The organism is Flavobacterium caseinilyticum, from assembly GCF_004349085.1.
GTDB classification, from domain to species: domain Bacteria; phylum Bacteroidota; class Bacteroidia; order Flavobacteriales; family Flavobacteriaceae; genus Flavobacterium; species Flavobacterium caseinilyticum.
In genome coordinates this window covers 940107-958406 of sequence record NZ_SMFM01000001.1, presented here as the reverse complement: position 1 = coordinate 958406, position 18300 = coordinate 940107, and the positions used below count along the sequence as shown (strand labels likewise).

14 protein-coding genes are annotated in these 18300 nt (G+C 34.9%); 9 read left to right on the top strand and 5 right to left on the bottom strand.

Annotated features, from left to right (window positions below; translation table 11 throughout):
* Nucleotides 1–18 precede the first annotated feature (18 nt).
* Entirely contained in the window at nucleotides 19–1467 is a 1449-nt protein-coding gene (locus E0F89_RS04245) for a glyceraldehyde-3-phosphate dehydrogenase (RefSeq protein ID WP_131908587.1), read from the top strand.
* A 503-nt stretch (nucleotides 1468–1970) separates the two neighbouring features.
* Here the strand turns inward: E0F89_RS04245 and E0F89_RS04240 are convergent.
* Nucleotides 1971–3377, bottom strand: coding sequence for an APC family permease (locus E0F89_RS04240; RefSeq protein ID WP_131908586.1), 1407 nt, complete (start codon nucleotides 3375–3377; stop codon nucleotides 1971–1973).
* Between the two features lie 579 nt (nucleotides 3378–3956).
* On the opposite strand from E0F89_RS04240, the gene E0F89_RS17230 reads away from it, so the two are divergent.
* The 5 genes from E0F89_RS17230 (at nucleotide 3957) to E0F89_RS04215 (ending at nucleotide 9014) form a co-directional block, all read left to right on the top strand.
* Entirely contained in the window at nucleotides 3957–4559 is a 603-nt protein-coding gene (locus E0F89_RS17230) for a hypothetical protein (protein ID WP_207915773.1), read from the top strand.
* A 12-nt stretch (nucleotides 4560–4571) separates the two neighbouring features.
* Entirely contained in the window at nucleotides 4572–5687 is a 1116-nt protein-coding gene (locus E0F89_RS04230; protein WP_317126081.1) for a T9SS type A sorting domain-containing protein, read from the top strand.
* Between the two features lie 194 nt (nucleotides 5688–5881).
* Entirely contained in the window at nucleotides 5882–6223 is a 342-nt protein-coding gene (locus tag E0F89_RS04225; RefSeq protein ID WP_131908584.1) for a hypothetical protein, read from the top strand.
* Between the two features lie 151 nt (nucleotides 6224–6374).
* A complete protein-coding gene (locus tag E0F89_RS04220; protein ID WP_317126080.1) occupies nucleotides 6375–7286 on the top strand; it encodes an NAD(P)-dependent oxidoreductase in 912 nt (303 codons plus the stop codon).
* A 99-nt stretch (nucleotides 7287–7385) separates the two neighbouring features.
* A complete protein-coding gene (locus E0F89_RS04215; RefSeq protein ID WP_131908582.1) occupies nucleotides 7386–9014 on the top strand; it encodes a S41 family peptidase in 1629 nt (542 codons plus the stop codon).
* A gap of 271 nt (nucleotides 9015–9285) precedes the next feature.
* Here E0F89_RS04215 and E0F89_RS04210 read toward each other — a convergent pair whose 3' ends face one another.
* Nucleotides 9286–9831: a hypothetical protein gene (locus E0F89_RS04210; RefSeq protein ID WP_131908581.1), complete on the bottom strand. Its 546-nt coding sequence runs from the start codon at nucleotides 9829–9831 to the stop codon at nucleotides 9286–9288.
* 205 nt (nucleotides 9832–10036) lie between these two features.
* On the bottom strand, nucleotides 10037–10264 hold the full coding sequence (locus E0F89_RS04205; protein ID WP_131908580.1) for a CDGSH iron-sulfur domain-containing protein: 228 nt from the start codon (nucleotides 10262–10264) through the stop codon (nucleotides 10037–10039).
* A gap of 685 nt (nucleotides 10265–10949) precedes the next feature.
* Between E0F89_RS04205 and E0F89_RS04200 the strand changes: the two genes are divergently transcribed.
* The 3 genes from E0F89_RS04200 (at nucleotide 10950) to E0F89_RS04190 (ending at nucleotide 13783) form a co-directional block, all read left to right on the top strand.
* Entirely contained in the window at nucleotides 10950–11471 is a 522-nt protein-coding gene (locus E0F89_RS04200; protein ID WP_131908579.1) for a DUF6134 family protein, read from the top strand.
* A gap of 434 nt (nucleotides 11472–11905) precedes the next feature.
* Nucleotides 11906–12958 carry a glycosyltransferase family 9 protein gene (locus E0F89_RS04195; RefSeq protein ID WP_131908578.1) on the top strand — a complete coding sequence of 351 codons (1053 nt, stop codon included), beginning with the start codon at nucleotides 11906–11908 and terminating at the stop codon, nucleotides 12956–12958.
* Nucleotides 12959–13273: 315 nt separating this feature from the next.
* Nucleotides 13274–13783 (top strand): pyridoxamine 5'-phosphate oxidase family protein, encoded by a 510-nt coding sequence (locus E0F89_RS04190; protein ID WP_131908577.1) that lies wholly within the window; start codon nucleotides 13274–13276, stop codon nucleotides 13781–13783.
* Between the two features lie 67 nt (nucleotides 13784–13850).
* On the opposite strand, the gene E0F89_RS04185 is transcribed toward E0F89_RS04190, so the two are convergent.
* Both E0F89_RS04185 and E0F89_RS04180 read right to left on the bottom strand, forming a co-directional pair.
* Nucleotides 13851–15362 (bottom strand): LysM peptidoglycan-binding domain-containing protein, encoded by a 1512-nt coding sequence (locus E0F89_RS04185; RefSeq protein ID WP_131908576.1) that lies wholly within the window; start codon nucleotides 15360–15362, stop codon nucleotides 13851–13853.
* A gap of 622 nt (nucleotides 15363–15984) precedes the next feature.
* Entirely contained in the window at nucleotides 15985–18252 is a 2268-nt protein-coding gene (locus E0F89_RS04180; RefSeq protein ID WP_131908575.1) for an aconitate hydratase, read from the bottom strand.
* Between the last annotated feature and the right edge of the window lie 48 nt (nucleotides 18253–18300).

Genomic DNA, 18300 nt, shown 5'->3' with positions numbered 1-18300 from the left:
TTTCATTAAATTTTCAACATGGCAACCACAACTTTATACGAGAAGGAAGTTTCATTACAAGCCGACAGGCGACGTGCAGGAGTAAAACTGATTAAAATTATCAGCGATTTATGGTATGATAAATCCATCGAAATGGTCTTATTCCGAAATCAATTAATTGATAGAAATGTCAGTGACATTATCAACCTGCATGAATATGCGGCCGAATTTGTAGGCAAACCCATTTCAGTATTTGATTCGGTTAAAATTGCAAAAGCTATTTTAGAACTGAATTTACCGCCTGCAAAACTCGATATTGGTAAACTGACGTACGAATATGGATTGGAAGAAGATAAATATCCTGACGCCAAGTATTTTGTCATTGACAAATTAAAAAATGCCAAAAACTCTGAGGACATTCAGCCGAAAGATGTGGTACTGTATGGTTTTGGGCGTATTGGCCGTTTATTAGCTCGAGAATTAATGTCAAAAACCGGAAAAGGAAGTCAATTGCGTTTGCGTGCTATCGTGACACGCGATAAAAATGACGCTACTTCTCTAGAAAAAAGAGCTTCGTTATTGCGATACGATTCTATACACGGTGATTTTCAAGGTTCAGTTACTGCTGATCCTGATAACAATGCATTGATTATCAACGGAACAACCGTACACATAATCACGGCAAACGGACCCGAAGAGATTGATTACACACGTTATGGAATTGATAATGCATTAGTAATTGACAACACGGGTGCTTTTACGACACATGAAGCATTAAGTCGACATTTAGTTTCGAAAGGTACTGATAAAGTATTGCTTACTGCTCCCGGAAAAGGAGTACCTAATATTGTTCATGGCGTAAACCATAACGAATACAATCCTGACGAAATCAACATTTTTTCGGCAGCATCGTGCACTACAAATGCCATTACGCCAATATTGAAAGCTGTTGAAGACACTTTAGGGGTTGTCAAAGGACATTTAGAAACCATCCATGCCTACACGAACGACCAGAATCTTGTGGATAATATGCACAAAAAATACCGTCGTGGAAGAGCAGCAGCCTTGAATATGGTAATCACCGAAACGGGTGCCGGAAGTGCTGTTGCAAAAGCATTGCCAAGCCTTGCCGGAAAATTAACTTCAAATGCGATTCGGGTGCCAGTTCCTAACGGTTCACTGGTGGTTTTGAATCTTGAAGTGTCCAGAGAAACATCGCTACTAGAAATCAACGCCATCATGAAAAAATATGCATTGGAAGGCGAATTGGTGGAACAAATCAAATATTCTTTAAATAACGAATTGGTTTCTTCGGATATTGTAGGAACATCAGCTCCTGCTATATATGACAGTAACGCCACAATCGTTTCTGCCGATGGAAAAAATATCGTATTGTACATTTGGTACGATAACGAATACGGATACAGTCACCAAGTAATCCGATTAGCAAAATATATTGCCAAAGTAAGACGTTTTACGTATTACTAGCGTGCCGTTTACAGGTTGCGGATTGTAATTGTATTTTTTTTAGTTTTAGTTTTAGTCATTAGTTTTAAATTTAAAGCAACAGCAACCCAGCCTGAATTCAATAGAAAATCCGTCACGTTATGAAAACGAGACGGATTTTTTTTATTTATTTTTTTTGTTATTTTTTTTGTTATTTTATTTGTTATTTTTCCGAATTGGAGTGCAGATGACGCGGATTAAGCCGATTTTTTTATATGTTAATTTGCCATTGTTGCACGGAATTTGGCCACAGATGACACGGATTGAACGGATTTTTTTATGTTATTCTACCGAATTTAGCCGCAGATGACACGGATTAAACGGATTTTTACTGATTTTTTTAAAAACCCCTAAAAAGGAATTAATTATGAGTATTTTTAAACATATAAGGAATATAAGTTCATTTAAGTTGGACTATTTTGAATTCATAAATGATATAATACATCTCACAACTTCATAATTCATAACTCATAATTTAAAAAAAACTACTCCTTAGCTTTTGTCAAATAATATACCGGAATACCAATCAGCATAATCAAAACACCCCAACCACTGGTACTGGTTTTAGTGTACAACAAAGCAATGCAAATTGCTGTGGCGATAATTAGGTAAAGTGCCGGTAAAAATGGATATCCAAAAGCTTTATACGGTCTTTCGGCATTTGGCATTTTCTTGCGAAGAATAAATATTCCTAAAATAGTCAAGATATAAAATATCAAAACGATGATAACCACAAAATCCAATAAATCTCCGTATTTCCCAGTCAGACACAACGCCGAAGCCCAGATACACTGCGCCCAGATAGACCAAGCCGGAACACTGGCATGATTCAATTCAGCGGCTTTCTTAAAGAAAACACCGTCTTGCGCCATTGTATAATACACTCTCGCACCCGCCATAATCAGACCGTTGTTGCAGGCAAAAGTCGAAATCATAATCATCACAGCGATAATTAGTGTTCCCACCGATCCAAAAATACTTTGCGAAGCCACAACAGCCACACGATCTGATTCTGCTGTAGCAATTTCATATAAAGGCACTACAGCCAAGTACATGATATTAGCCAAAATATAAATCACACTCACGATTAAGGTTCCCAGGAACAAACTCAATCCCACATTGCGTTTTGGATTTTTTATTTCTCCGGCGATAAAAGTTACTCCTTCCCAAGCTACACTTGAGAATATTGAACCCACCAAGGCTGCCGAAATGCCTGATATCAATGCCGTTCCGCTAATGGGCAACCAGGAACCCGTTTCCACATTCAGTGTTTGTGAAGTCCAAGCATTGGTCCAATTCGCATCCCAAACTTCCGCTTTGGCAGCCATAAAACCAAAAATAATCAAACCTGCCAGCGATACAATTTTTATAACGGTCAGAACCGTTTGTAAAATCTTCGAGTTTTTCACTCCACGACTGTTGATGTAACTCAGCAAAATAATGGTGAAAATAGAAACAATCTGAGCAGCATTGAGTTTGAAATCCCCTATTTCATATAATATATTTTTATCGCTTAAAGGCGCGTATAAATAGGCAGAAAATTTCGCAAAAGCCACACCCACGGCTGCAATAGTACCAGTTTGAATCACAGCAAAAAAGCTCCAACCGTACAAGAAACCCACCAGTTTCCCGTAGGCTTCCTTGATGTACACATATTGACCACCCGCTTTAGGAAACATCGCACTCAACTCGCCATAACTCACCGCGGCAATCACCGTAATGGTGCCCGTAAGCACCCACATGGCAATCAACCAACCGGCGGAACCCAATTGCCGAACCATATCCGAGCTTACAATAAATATCCCGGAACCTATCATAGAACCCACCACAAGCATGGTTCCGTCGAGTAATCCTAATTCTCTTTTAAAATCGTCTCGTTTTTGGTCTTCCATATTTTTTTTTGGTTTAAGGTTTTGGGGTTTTGATTTTAGTTGGCTAAAGATATACTTTTTTTGGAAATTTCATAAAATGGAAGGGAAAAGTGCGAAGTGAAAAGTGGACAATAAAGAATGAAGAATAAATAGGCAAGAGTATAGAGTATATCGTAAGAATTAGAGACCGATTATTCCTTCGGGCGTGACCCTGCAGTAGCATTGTCGTTCCTCCTCGCCACTTTGGGTCGGGCGGTACGCTGTATCTTTATTTTTTTAAAGAAAGAAAATAAAGGATGCCGCTTCCCTCCCTCATGCAAAATCCTTTCTTTCATGTTCAATCTCAAAAACGACTATATAATTCCTAAAAAAAAGTGCTTTTCTAGTGTTATAAGTACGAAAAGGTTGCGGAAAATAAATAGGTGTTTGGGGATTTCCAATACTATGATTCTTATATTTGAAAACAAATCAATTTGGTTCACATCAAACCGAGTAATTTACTATTTGGTATTCAATATCTGATTTGTCAGATGTAAAGATTGAGCTAGAAGTAATAATATCGGTGTGATAAAAAAACATATTTTATAAAAACGATGAAAAATGAATAAGTATTTACTTTTTACAGTGGTATTTTTAATGATATCTATTAACAGCAGTTCACAGATTGTTTACGTAAAACAAAATGCAACAGGCTTAAATGATGGAACTAGTTGGCAAAATGCTTATACAAATTTAAGTACAGCTATTAACTCGACTTCGGATGGACAAATTTGGGTGACAGCAGGAACATATTTCCCAACAACCGATCTAAATGGACAAATCCCTATAAATCCAAGACTAAATACTTTCAAATTAAAGGCAAACATTGCAATTTACGGTGGCTTTAGTGGTGTCGAAACTAATATAAATCAACGAAATTGGATAAATCATCCAACAATTCTGAGTGGTAATATTGGCGACGTAAATGTCATTCAAGATAATATATTACATGTTTTGTCTTGTGAATATGAGCAGTTAACCGTTAGTACAATTCTTGATGGACTAACAATAAAAAATGGCTATTCCATGAGTTTAGATGGTGGAGATATTGGAAATGGGGGTGGAATTTATGTTTTTCAAACTTCTGGGGGTAGTTTTCAAATAAAAAATTGTATAATCGAGGAAAACTACGCCGAAGGTTATGGCGGGGGACTGTATATCTAAAATAATAATCCGATAATTGAAAATTCTATTTTCCGAAATAATGCTTCTTACAGTGCTGGAGCTATGTATTTAAGATATGGTAAAGTCATAGTCAGCAATTGCCAAATTTATAATAATTATGCTACAGGTAACGCATACCATTGGGGTGAAGGTGGAGGAATTTATTTAGCTGGTTACTCAGAAATAAAAATTTTTAACTGTTCCATTTCAGACAATAATGCGGCTTATAAAGGAGGTGGTATGTATAATAATAGCAATTATAAATGTACTTTTAATAACAATATTCTGAGTGGGAATCGTTCCAGAGATGGCGGAGCTTTATTTTTAAATGGTGAATCCTATGTGTTCAATAATCTTTTTGCAGATAATTCTGCTACCTCGAATGGAGGCGCTATCTACATGGCTTATGGTGGAAATGGTCAGTTTATAAATAATACGGTGGTTCAAAATACAGCTGGTACTTCAGGTGGAGGATTATATACATTTGGCCCAGCACCTAATATTACTAACAGTATTTTTTACAGTAACTCAAGTCCACTTGGTCCGCAAATTAGAACTTATAACAATGCAGGAAATTGGGCGCCAATTTTTAGATATTGTAATATAGAAGGAGGCTTGGCCAATTTAGCAAGTTTTGGGAATCCAATTGATTACCAAAATAATTTGGATGTAAATCCTTTATTTACAAATACTACGGATAATAACTTTCGCTTACAAGCCAATTCGGCATTGATTAATGCAGGAAATTCAACGATATTCTCAGCTTCATGGCCAGGTTCTAACAGTTCAATAATATATTTCCCAAACACTGACTTAGATGGTAACCAAAGAATTGTAGGAACTATTGACATAGGAGCGTATGAAGATATCAGTACATTAGGAATTTATTCCATCGATAATTTTAGTTTTTCCATTTTTCCAAATCCTGCAAATGGGATATTTAACATCACTTCTAATACAGATTACGATTCGTTATCAGTATATAATATTCTGGGAATAAAACTCTTTGAAACTTTATCTGAGTCTGGAATAACTAATATTGATCTTACCAGCTATGCTAGCGGATTATACTTTGTTCATTTTTCTATCAATGACAAGATATACATTTATAAAATTATTAAAAAATAACTTGCTCTTTTAATAACCATAACGGACTATTAACCAAACTGGCGCTCATGCGAAACGAGTGCATAGCGTAACTATTACGTTTATTCAAAGAGTTTGAAACGCTATTAACTCACATAAAAGAATCATAAAATCAAGCAGATGCGCCAATAACAAAATTTTCTTATTAAATAGTATATTGATAAAGCTAACAGAAAATGAAAGACGATGAATTCAATATTGAAAACAATAAAATAGAATTCTTAAACTCTATCTTTGGAATTGAAAGCGTTTTACTGAATGGAAAAAGAATTTCTAAAAAGTTTTCTTTTTCTGGACTTACCCATGAAATAAAGCTACACGCCAGAGATGCAATATTGGAATCCAAATACAAACAATTCGACAAAAAAGAAATCAAACTTGAATTAAAGGAAAATGGCGTATTGCTCAAGGAACAATTTGTAAAAACAGACAAAAAGCAAAGATATGTTTGGTTTCTAATTGGAATAGGCCTAGGAATTACAATCTATGAACTTCTGACTTCACTTTTGGGATATTAACATCAATAAAGCATCCAACAACATAAAGTAAAGCGGCATAAAGTTGCTTTTAATAAAAAAATCCTTACTTAAATTTATACCGCTTTTCTTGTAGCTAATTTTTATTTCTTTTCCAGAAATAAAACGTACTTTAGTGCGGCTTTCCTGATGGATTCTAGCTTTAGAACTAAAACAGGAAACGTATCATTTAGCAATAAAAACTATGAATACATTAAAATTAGGATGGACAGGTCTTGGCAACATGGGAAACCCAATGGTTATGAACCTACTCAAATCAGGTTTTGAAGTATCGGTTTTTAATCGCACCAAAGATAAAGAAGCGCCACTACTGGCTGCTGGAGCAAAATCATCAAGCAGTTTGCAAGAACTAATGGAAACCTGTGACGTCGTTTTGACAATGTTATCCAATGACGCAGCGGTAATAGAAGTTTTTGAGGGACCAACAGGTCTATTGTCTAAAACCAGTCTTGGCAAAACTATTATCAATATGAGTACCGTTGCTCCGGAAACGTCCCGTTATTTAAATACCATTTGCAACCAACACCAAGTCCATTTTATAGATGCTCCCGTTTCTGGAAGTGTAAAACCGGCACAAGACGGAACTTTGGTCATCCTTGTGGGTGCTTCAACTGAAGATTACGAGGTAGCCAGACCGATATTTGACGTTTTGGGTAAAATTGCGATTCACGTAGGCGAACCTGGCGTGGCGAGTTCGGCCAAGTTAGCCATCAATTATTTATTAGGATTGAATCTTCAAGGCATGGCCGAAACGGTTTTATTTGCCGAGAAAAATGGCGTAAGCAAAGAGAACATGCTCAACATTATCAATCAAGGCGCTTGCGGTAACGGAATCACAAATATCAAAACACCTTCTATTTTGAACGATTCTTATCCGGCAGCATTTGCGTTGAAACATTTAGTCAAAGATTTAAGACTGGCCAAAGAAGCCGGACTCGATTCCCCTTTGATTCATCCTTTGTATGACAGTTATGCTGCAGCAGAAAAAGAAGGATTAGGCGATCAGGATGTTATGGCGATTATCAGCAGTTTGAAAAAGAAGTAATGTTGTCGAAACTGAAATAGCACTGATTTAATTCATTCAGCATTTTAAGAAAATTTGAATCTATTTGCGAAGTATAAAACGAATTAAGTTGGCTATATTATGAAAAAAATATTTCTACTTCTACTTTTAATCTGCTTCAGTTTTAATGCCTTAATTGCTCAACAAAAGATTTCGGAAACCGAAAAATTAGCTACAATTGGTAAAATGTATGGTTTTCTGAAATATTATCATCCAGAAGTTGGAAAAGGTAAATATGATTGGGACAAAGAATTTATAAAATATCTACCTCAGGTACTTGAAGCTACTGATAAAGAATCTTTATCAAAAATTTATATCAATTGGATCAACGCTTTGGGGAACATTGGAAAATGTAAAAATTGTGCTTCTGATCAACTTCTTTTTGATAAAAACTTCAATCTTTCTTGGACACAAAATTCAAAAATTTTCAACAGTGAACTTACAGCAAAGTTAAAATACATTGAAGAAAACAGATTTCAAGGAGAAAATTTTTTTGTCATTACTGAACCTGCCGGAGCTATTAAAGTTACAAATGAACCTGTTTATCAAAATTTTTCATATCCAAGTGAACAATATCGATTGTTAGGCTTATTCAAATATTGGAATATCATTGAATATTTCTATCCTTACAAATATCTTAATGACCAAAAATGGGATTGTGTATTAACAGAAATGATTCCAAAATTTCGACGCGCATCGAATCCAGAAGAATATCAGTCTATCGTTAAAGAACTCGTTGCAAAATTAGACGACACTCATGCTTGGATCATCTTTAATGATGAGCAACCCAAATATCTCCCCGTCAAAATTTCAAACATTGATAATAAAGCTGTAGTTTCCGGTTTCTACAATGATTCTTTGGCAATTATCAACAATTTAAAATTGGGCGATATACTATTGAATATTGATGATGTAGATATCCGAAAAGAAACAGAGAAAAAATCAAAATATATCGCCGGCTCCAATGCAAATATTAAAATTAGACAGACGTATTACGAAATTCTTCATGGAAAGAATAGTACTGTAACATTAACTATCGAAAGGAATAACCAAATCAAAAAAATTCCGGTCAGTCGCTACAATTTTGATGATTTTAAATACTGGGACAACCTTACAGCAGTTAAAACAAAATCAATAAACGAAAAAATTGGTTATGTAAATATGGCAAGAATTAAAGGTGAAGATGTTTCTGAACTGTTCAAATCATTTGAAAATAAAAAAACAATAATTATTGACTTGAGGAATTATCCAGCCTCTATTTACAAACTGTTATCAAAACATTTAAATTCAGAAAAAAGAGATTTTAGTACAGTTTATAGTCCAAACATGGATTATCCGGGAATGTTCCGCTATAAAGAGAATTTACAAACAGGGATAAAAAACAGCAAAAATTTTAAAGGAAAAGTTATCCTTTTAGTTAATGATGAATCAATAAGTAAAGCAGAATTTACTGCTATGGCCATTCAAACGGCTGATAATGTGATTACGATTGGAAATCAAACAGCAGGTGCAGATGGAAACGTAGTTGTTTTTGAGTATATTGGTGGGTATAGAACAGCAATTTCAGGTCTCGGCATCTTGTACCCAGATAAAACCGAAACGCAAAGAAAAGGGGTTAAAATTGATATAGAAATCAAACCAACTATTGAAGGATTGAAACAAGGTCGAGATGAAATTTTAGAAAAAGCAATTGAATTAGGCTCTGAATAAAATACTAGTATTTCAGCAATCCAGAGGCAAAAGTCAATAATTATTCACTATTGTAACTCGAAAAAAATTTTCCTGATTGACAATAAAAACATCCCAAAAACAAAAAAAAACTATAAAAATATGAAGATGTAGCCTTTTTGAATTGGTTGATTTATAAAACACAACAGAATCCGCACTTTCATAATTTATCTTTAGATAAAAAGAGAAAAAAAAAATTGAAAAAAAATACCCGCTGTGTGACAGCGGGTATTTTTCTTAAGAATTTAAAAATCTATCTGTAGATATCTTGTCCACGATTAGACTTCCAAGTGTTCTCTAAATATTCTGCATCCTCGTCGTTTCTAGGACGTACTGCCATCACTACGTTACCATTTTTGATTCCGGATTCGTAAATTTTTGCACGGTCTTCAGGAATTCCTGAACCTACAAGTGCTCCAATAAGTCCTCCAGTAATTCCTCCAACACCTGCTCCTGCAAGTCCTGCAGCTAATGGTCCTGCTATAATTAATCCCAATCCAGGAATTAATACGCTCGTTCCTATTGCAGCAATAACCCCTGCGATAGCTCCTATTGTTCCACCAATTGCTGAACCTGTACCTGCAGTTTCTGCTGCCTTAGTTCCAAGATCAGAATGGTCATTTTCATCAGAATAATGCTTTTTCTTAGTCTCGTCTGACATTACCAGATTAACATCGTCTTTGCTGTACCCGCGCTCATGAAGTGCATTATAAGCTTGTTCAGTACTTTCTCTGTCAGCGAACATTCCCGTAAGCATAGGACGTTCGTTACTTCCGCTTGTGTTTTGATTGTTTTCCATAGTAATAGTTTTTAGTTTGTGAACTTATTTTCACTAATGTAAAATTGACGATAACGCTCCACAAAATCTCTATATAATTTTTTGGAATTTTTGTATAATTTACAGATGAGTCAAAATACACTACATGAAATCACAATAAAAAGGTGCATTTTATGATCTAACACGCACTGGTACTGATGGTTAATTTTTTAAAAAACGGAATTTCTTATTTTGCTTTCATTGGTGGCAAATCAAATGCTGCTGATTCATGCTCAAAACCGTTGCGGTGGGAACCATCACAAAAAGGTTTGTTTGCTGATAATCCGCAACGGCAAAGACCCAAAGCGGTTCTTCCTTCTAATCCGTACACTTTTCCTTCGCAGTCTGTTATTTCGAAATCGCCTTCTATTTTAATAGATCCGTTGCGATTGATTGTTAGTTTCGTTTTACTCATGATATAGTTTCGTTTTTAAAATTCAAAGATTGCCAAATATACGTTAACACCTTATAAAAAAATTAATTTTTTTGACGCAACAGGTTAATTTACATTAATTCCTCTATTTTACACCGATGCGGAAGAGCAACTTCTTCTCTTTTTTTTCAACCCAAAAGTGTGTCAACATTAAATCGCTTTTTTAATCCTGTTCAAATTTTGGAATACATGGTATGCAAACTCCAGCGCGGTCTTATCTCCTCAATATTTTAATTTGACTAAACGACACCTTATAACCTTGTTTTTTTTATCGTAAAACAATGCTTTACAGCAATTTAGCCTAATTTATAAATTATTTTTATAAATATAAAGTTTATTTTTTTGTATATTAGATATATGCTAAAACGTTTTTTATGCTCTTTGTAGTGGTTTGATATCTTATCAATGAATAGAGTAAAGGTAAATCACACTGCCTTCTTAATTCGTTATTTTTACAATAGTACAATTGGTTCATCACATTAAAAAAGTAATCATGGCAATCAATCTGATTTACATTTTTATAAAAAATAGCCACAGCCAAAAATGGTTAAAGACGCCTTTATTATTACATGATTTTCAGCAACTTGATTTCTATAAAAATTTTTCAATTATTCTTTCCATTCTATTTTTCTTTTTTTCAATACTGGCAAAAGCTCAAAGTACCCAAATGAATTATAAAATTATACGAGGTGGCAATGACATTGGTCATTTACAACTTGAAAAAAAAATCATTGGCACTAAATCAAATCTAATGCTGACTTCTGAAATAAAAACCCACCTGCTATTTCTGATTACGGTTCTGGTAAAAGAATCTGCAATTTTTGAAAATGGAAAACTTATTTATTCCTCACAATTCAGAAAAACTAATGGCGCAACCAAAATGGACAAACAAACCTTATTAGTGGAAGATAAATATGTGGTAACAGAAAATGGTGAAAAGGAGAAATTAAACCTGCCCTTGATTGACTGCAACGTGTTAAGCCTCTATTTTAAGGAGCCTCTGACCGTAAAATCAGTATACTCTGATAAGCAGCAATGCTATATCAACCTTACAAAAATGAATGACGGAGGCTATAAAATTAAGTTTGCAGATGGAAACACAAATAGTTTTTACTACCAAAACGGTGTCTGCACCAAGGTAAAAATCAACAACCCATTCTATTCCATTGAAATAATCCACCAACCTTGATGCAATCTTTATGAAGGTACTTTTACTTTAATAAAATACATGATTTTAGACATTTTGGTAACTGCAAGCCAGCCTTCTATTTTCAAATCATGTTCCCTGATATATAATTAATGCTATACTACTGATCTACCCTTCGTAATCTCTGACCACAAATGAATATAAGATAATACAATTGCCGTTTGTTAAAACAAAAATCATACACAATTCAGCAGACGACAATGTAATATCATTTTTATCAAAAACAGTTGCCGCTTACACAACTTAAAACTCTTTCTTGCTTATTTAAATTTAGTAATCTGCGGGCAATTATTTCCATCTATATTGTACATTTGTCGGGCACTTAGTACGTTTTACATAGTATTTATTTTTTTATAGCGTACTATCGCAAATAATTTTAAAAACAAGAGTTACAATATCAATAATATTTTAAAAACATGAGTTTCTTAAAAAAAGTAAATGTGATCAGAAAAATCGTGACGAAGAGCCTGACCAAAAATATCGGCAGCTCTCAAACGATTCAAAATATTGATTTAACTCAAAAAGTGGAGATTAAAAAAGTTCTGATTTCGAGACCCAATCACAGACTAGGAAATCTATTACTTATTACACCTTTGGTTCAAGACGTGATCGCTACTTTTCCGGAATGTAAAATTGATTTGTTTGTAAAAGGTGGTTTAGCACCAATTGTATTCAAAAATTATTCAAATATTAATGATTTCATCGAACTCCCTAAAAAACCTTTTAAAAATTTAACGGATTATTTTCAAGTTTGGATAAAAATTAAAAAGCAAAAATATGATGTGGTTATTAATGTAGACAAAGGATCATCGTCCGGCAGATTATCAGCAAAATTTGCTGATGCAAAATATAAATTTTTTGGAGCAGCTGACGAAGATTTACAGTTACAATTTGACGATTATGGACACATTGCGAAATACCCAGTTTATGAGTTTCGGAATTTTTTAACCAAATTAGGAATCGCTGCTAACAGCAATCCAGTTCCATCATTAGATCTTAAATTAAATCTATCTGAAATTGCCGAAGGTCAAAAAATTGTGAGCGACCTTGTAAAGAATGATAAAAAGACCATTTCAATCTTTACCTACGCTACCTCGGACAAATGCTATTCCGAGTCTTGGTGGGATGAATTTTATCAGCTCCTGCAAACAACCTTCCCGAATTACAATATCATTGAAGTTTTACCCGTCGAAAATATTTCACAGATCGGATTTAAAGCCCCTACCTTTTATAGTAAAGACATTCGGGAAATTGGATCTGTAATTGCCAACACTGTTCTTTTTGTGGGAGCTGACAGCGGTATTATGCATTTAGCCAGTTCTGCACAAACGCCAACCATAGGACTATTTTCGCGTGATAATCTAAAAACATACGAACCGTACAATAATAATAGTGTCGCCATAAATACTACTATCGGCAACAAAGAGGAATGGATCAAAATAATAAATGGCGTGTTACTACATGGCTAAATATTACCAAGTGACAAATTCATCAGCTTAACTAGTATATAAAAACTATATTTTTAATTCTTTTTTTTTTCGGTTCTGCAAAACTTTCCAACAAAGTAAGCAAAAGCTGAATTCGTTTGGAAAAAAATTACTTTGGCGTTACTTTTTAAAGAATCATTCACGTTAAATAAAGCAAGGCCAAAAAAAAACTTTACATCGTGATATGTGAAAATTGAAACTTTTACGCTGAATTGTGTAATGAATTTTTCTTTTAAATTTCCCAACTTTGGTAGAATCAATATACAATGAATACTAATCGAAATAAAATTTAAGATTATGAGTGATAAAGCTAATGAACATACCGTTGAAGGGATCGATAAACTTAAAAGTTTGGTTGAAGAAATCAATACTTGTCTTTTTTGTACCAATTTAAAGGATAATGATGGAGCGACTACCAGACCAATGGGTGCAGTAAAAGTATGTGACGAAGGAAATATTTGGTTTTTCAGTGAAAAAGATAGCGTTAAAAACAAAGAAATCGAACAAGACGCTACAGTACAATTATTTTTTGCACATCCGGGAAAAGGTAGCTATATGGTTGTGAACGGTGAAGCAACAATTAGTACCGACCGTGAAAAAATAGAAGAGCTTTGGACACCAGTTGTAAATATATGGTTCAAAGAAGGTAAAAACGACCCTAACATTTCTGTCATTAAAGTTAAGCCTACAAGCGCGTACTTTTGGGATACGGACGGCAACCAGATGGTTAATTTTCTAAAAATGGCCGCCTCAGTGGTCACTGGTAACAATTTTATAAGTGGCAGTGAAGGAGAAATAAAAATCTAGAAAAATGAAAAACGCTCCATGTATTGGAGCGTTTTTCATTTAATTTAATTTATTTTTTCGATTACTATTATTGCAGGACTCTATTTATCTGCGAGAAATTTTTCTCATAGTATTTTTCTTTTGTCGAGGAAATAATAACTCCATTACTCACCGACGAGTGAATAAATTTAATTTCGCCTTCGCAAACTTCAACCACCATACCTACGTGATTAATTTGACTTCTTCCATTTGTTTTGAAGAAAATCAGATCGCCTTTTTGAGCTTCTTCTGTATTAATTTTAGTTCCAATGCTAGATTGTTCACGAGATGTTCTTGGTAGTTTAATATCAAAAGCACCAAAAGTAGTACACATCAAACCAGAACAGTCAAATCCTGATTTCGACATCCCACCTGTACGGTATCGAGAACCAATATTTTCTGACGCGTGATCAATTAGTTGATCCAAAAAATCATGGCTAAAAGTAGGCTTTAAATTTGTTTTAAATTCCCCGGAGTTATTTTCAGATATCCTATTTTGTTCATTTCTATTGGTAGAATCTTCTATTTTGAAATTGGTTTGAAAAGCAACACTTTCTGAAGGTAATTTGTTTGTGGCAATATTCAATTTGTACCCAACCGGAAGCGCCTTTTTGATCTCTGGATTTTGTCTTTCTAATTCCTGAACAGTAATTCCGTATTGCTTTGCGATGGCATATTTTGTCTCCTTTGGCAATACTTCGCGCACAGTAATAAGTGGTACACTATTTTCAGATGTGGTGGTCTGAACAAGTATTTTACTTTCAGTTCCATTTAAAACTAAATTAGATTTTGAATCTACCGCTTCTTCTGTTTTTGCTGCAATTACTGGAAGTGCAGCATCATTTTTGATTGCAACTTTAGGTAAATCAGTAGTTTTCACTGATAGCAAAGCTGTTTCTGCGTTAACTGAAAGAGTCCCTGGAATATTAATTTTCTGACCAACTCTCAGCGCTTTAACGCCTAAATTTGGATTCGCTTTATCAAATTCTTTAATTGTGATTCCGTATTTTTTCGTGATGGAATATTTCGTTTCTTGTGGCAACACTTCCCAAGTAAACGTTTCAGAAGGTGCAGGCTCGTTTACTTGTTTAACAATTCCTTTGTTTGATGAAGTCTGTTTTGCTGGTAAAACGGCTAATTTTTCAGTTGGAATTGCGTTAGCTGGAATATTTATTTTTTGGCCAATTTGTAATTCTGAAGAAGCGAGTGAAGGATTCGCCTGATTCAATTCTTCAACAGTGACGCCGTATTGTTTAGAAAGGCCATATAATGTTTCTTTAGCAAGAATCTCATGTGTTGTAGCGGGAATATTTGTTTTTGTGCGGGAAGCAGTTTTTGTACTCTTTGTTTGAATAATAGGAATTAAGAGTACCGAATTAAGTTTTAAAAGATTTTTGGCATTGGTATTTAATTTGTAGATATCCTTTATTTTAACATCGTATTTTTCAGCAATCTCTGAAATTGTTTCACCTTTGGAGACGGTGTGCTTTTTATAATTTTCCTGAGAAAAAGCAGTAATACTATTTAAAAAAACGAACACTAAAATTAATACATACCTCATAATTACATCCTTTAAATTACCAATCCCATTTTTATTGCTAACAGCGATTTCGGGATATATCTAATGAATATCGCTGCTATTGATTTCTTAAAAGTCTTTAAGAAATACTGATTGTAAAAAATATTTAATTAAAAAAAAGAGGAAGAATCACAAAATTGGAATTCAAGTTGATTCCCAATCCTTCCATACAATTGTTCAAATTCACAAAAAGCTAATTTAAACTTTATAATTAAAAAAACGACATTTTCTATCAAAACTTTTACAAATACTTATATAATAACTACCTTTTTGTTTTTAAATTGCATCTAAACCAGAAAAACAGGTAGTTAAATTTAGATTTTCGCATTAAAACCGCTGTTGCAAAAATTATTCGTTCGGATTTCAAAACCGCTATTCAGAGTCAAAACGCTAGCCCTGATGTGAGTGCAAAGCCTTTTGAAGTGGAATTGCATTTTTTCTTGGCAAAAAAGAGCGACCAGCGGAAGCTCCTTTTCTTGTCTTGGAAAAAAGCAGTTCAGCGAAAAAGCTTGAAACGGTCAGCAGGAAATAGCTCCTTATATTAATTCAAAATAAAAAACTCTCAAGTTTCCCTGAGAGTTTTAGTAGTAAATTATTTAAATGCTTATGCTTTTCCTGCAGCAGCAATCAGGTTTAATGCAGAACCGGCAACGAACCAACCAATTTGCCCTTCGTTATAAGTATGGTTTGCCAAAATAATATCTTTTGTTCCATCCGCATGAACGAATTCAAGTGTTAGTGGTTTTCCTGGAGCAAAATCAACTAAATCTGTGAAGTTGATCGTATCATCCTCCTGGATTTTATCGTAATCAGATTCAGTAGCAAATGTCAATCCTAAAAGACCTTGTTTTTTAAGGTTTGTTTCGTGGATACGAGCAAATGATTTTACCAAAACCGCTTTCACACCTAAGAAACGAGGCTCCATTGCTGCATGCTCACGAGAAGATCCTTCGCCGTAATTATGATCCCCAACAACGATTGAAGGAACACCAGCTGCTTTGTAAGCACGCGCTACAGCAGGAACTGCATCGTAAGTACCCGTCAGCTGATTTTTCACTGTATTTGGTTTTTGGTTGAAAGCATTGATAGCACCAATCAACATATTATTAGAAATATTATCTAGATGTCCACGGAATCGCAACCATGGTCCAGCCATAGAGATGTGATCTGTTGTACATTTTCCGAAAGCTTTGATCAATAATTTAGCACCTGTGATGTTTTTTCCATCCCAAGGTAAGAATGGTGCTAATAATTGCAGTCTTTCTGAAGTTTCACTAACCGCGATTTGGACACCTGAACCATCTTCTGCCGGTGCTTGAAAACCCGGGTCTTCCGCATCAAATCCGTTTTTCGGTAATTCGTCGCCTGTTGGCACTTCTAACATCACTTCTTCACCATCTTCGTTTATTAAGGTATCAGTTAAAGGATTGAAACTTAAATCTCCGGCAATTGCCAAAGCCGTTACCAATTCCGGTGAACCTACGAAAGCCAAAGTGTTTGGATTTCCATCTGCACGTTTTGAGAAGTTACGGTTGAAAGAGTGAACGATTGTGTTGCGTTCTTCTTTTTCTGCTCCTTCTCTATCCCACATTCCGATACATGGTCCGCACGCATTAGCAAATACCGTCGCACCAATCTTATCGAAAGTATCGATAAAACCGTCACGCTCGATTGTATAACGAACCACCTCAGAACCTGGAGTGATCGTGAATTTTGATTTTAATTTTAATTTTTTATCGGTAACTTGTTTGGCTATTGAAGCTGCGCGAGCAATATCCTCGTAAGAAGAGTTCGTACAAGAACCGATCAAACCTACTTCGATTCTCATAGGCCAGTTATTTTTGATCGCTTCCTCTTTCATTTTCGAAATTGGAGTCGCTAAATCTGGAGTGTAAGGTCCGTTTAAATGTGGCTCTAATTCGTCTAAGTTGATTTCTATTACTTGGTCAAAATACAATTCTGGATTAGCGTACACTTCAGCATCACCTGTTAAATATGGAGCAATTTTATCCGCTGCATCCGCAACATCAGCTCTATTTGTAGAACGCAAATAACGGCTCATAGAATCGTCATAACCAAATGTAGAAGTGGTCGCACCAATTTCGGCACCCATATTACAGATTGTTCCTTTTCCAGTACAAGACATAGAAGTTGCACCTTCACCAAAATACTCAACGATAGCTCCCGTTCCACCTTTTACGGTAAGAATTCCAGCTACTTTAAGGATAACGTCTTTTGGAGCTGTCCAACCGGAAAGTTTTCCAGTTAATTTTACTCCAATTAATTTAGGAAATTTTAATTCCCAAGCCATTCCTGACATAACATCAACCGCATCAGCACCACCAACACCAATTGCTATCATTCCTAAACCACCTGCATTTACAGTGTGAGAATCGGTACCAATCATCATTCCACCAGGGAAAGCATAGTTTTCAAGTACTACTTGGTGAATAATTCCTGCTCCTGGTTTCCAGAAACCAATTCCATATTTATTAGATACTGAAGAAAGAAATTCAAATACTTCATTGCTTTGTGTCTTTGCTCTGGCCAAATCGGTTTTTGCATCTACTTTTGCCTGGATCAAGTGATCACAGTGTACTGTTGTAGGAACTGCAACTTTCTTTTTACCGGCGTGCATGAATTGCAATAAAGCCATTTGAGCAGTTGCATCTTGACAAGCAACTCTGTCCGGGGCAAAATCTACATAATCCACACCTCGCCCAAAAGCAGTAGATGGCATTCCATCCCAAAGGTGATTATACAAAATTTTCTCTGTCAAGGTAAGAGGACGTCCAACTATTTCGCGTGCTTTATCAACACGAGTTGTCATGTTGTCATACACTTTTTTAATCATTTCAATATCAAAAGCCATATCTAATTTTTTTCTGTTATTATCTTTAAAACCACAAGGTACAAAAAA

Coding starts and splice junctions, on each gene's coding strand:
- E0F89_RS04245 (WP_131908587.1), top strand. CDS start 19: ATGGCAACCACAACTTTATACGAGAAGGAAGTTTCATTACAAGCCGAC.
- E0F89_RS04240 (WP_131908586.1), bottom strand. CDS start 3,377: ATGGAAGACCAAAAACGAGACGATTTTAAAAGAGAATTAGGATTACTC.
- E0F89_RS17230 (WP_207915773.1), top strand. CDS start 3,957: ATGAATAAGTATTTACTTTTTACAGTGGTATTTTTAATGATATCTATT.
- E0F89_RS04225 (WP_131908584.1), top strand. CDS start 5,882: ATGAAAGACGATGAATTCAATATTGAAAACAATAAAATAGAATTCTTA.
- E0F89_RS04215 (WP_131908582.1), top strand. CDS start 7,386: ATGAAAAAAATATTTCTACTTCTACTTTTAATCTGCTTCAGTTTTAAT.
- E0F89_RS04210 (WP_131908581.1), bottom strand. CDS start 9,831: ATGGAAAACAATCAAAACACAAGCGGAAGTAACGAACGTCCTATGCTT.
- E0F89_RS04205 (WP_131908580.1), bottom strand. CDS start 10,264: ATGAGTAAAACGAAACTAACAATCAATCGCAACGGATCTATTAAAATA.
- E0F89_RS04200 (WP_131908579.1), top strand. CDS start 10,950: ATGAATTATAAAATTATACGAGGTGGCAATGACATTGGTCATTTACAA.
- E0F89_RS04195 (WP_131908578.1), top strand. CDS start 11,906: ATGAGTTTCTTAAAAAAAGTAAATGTGATCAGAAAAATCGTGACGAAG.
- E0F89_RS04190 (WP_131908577.1), top strand. CDS start 13,274: ATGAGTGATAAAGCTAATGAACATACCGTTGAAGGGATCGATAAACTT.
- E0F89_RS04185 (WP_131908576.1), bottom strand. CDS start 15,362: ATGAGGTATGTATTAATTTTAGTGTTCGTTTTTTTAAATAGTATTACT.
- E0F89_RS04180 (WP_131908575.1), bottom strand. CDS start 18,252: ATGGCTTTTGATATTGAAATGATTAAAAAAGTGTATGACAACATGACA.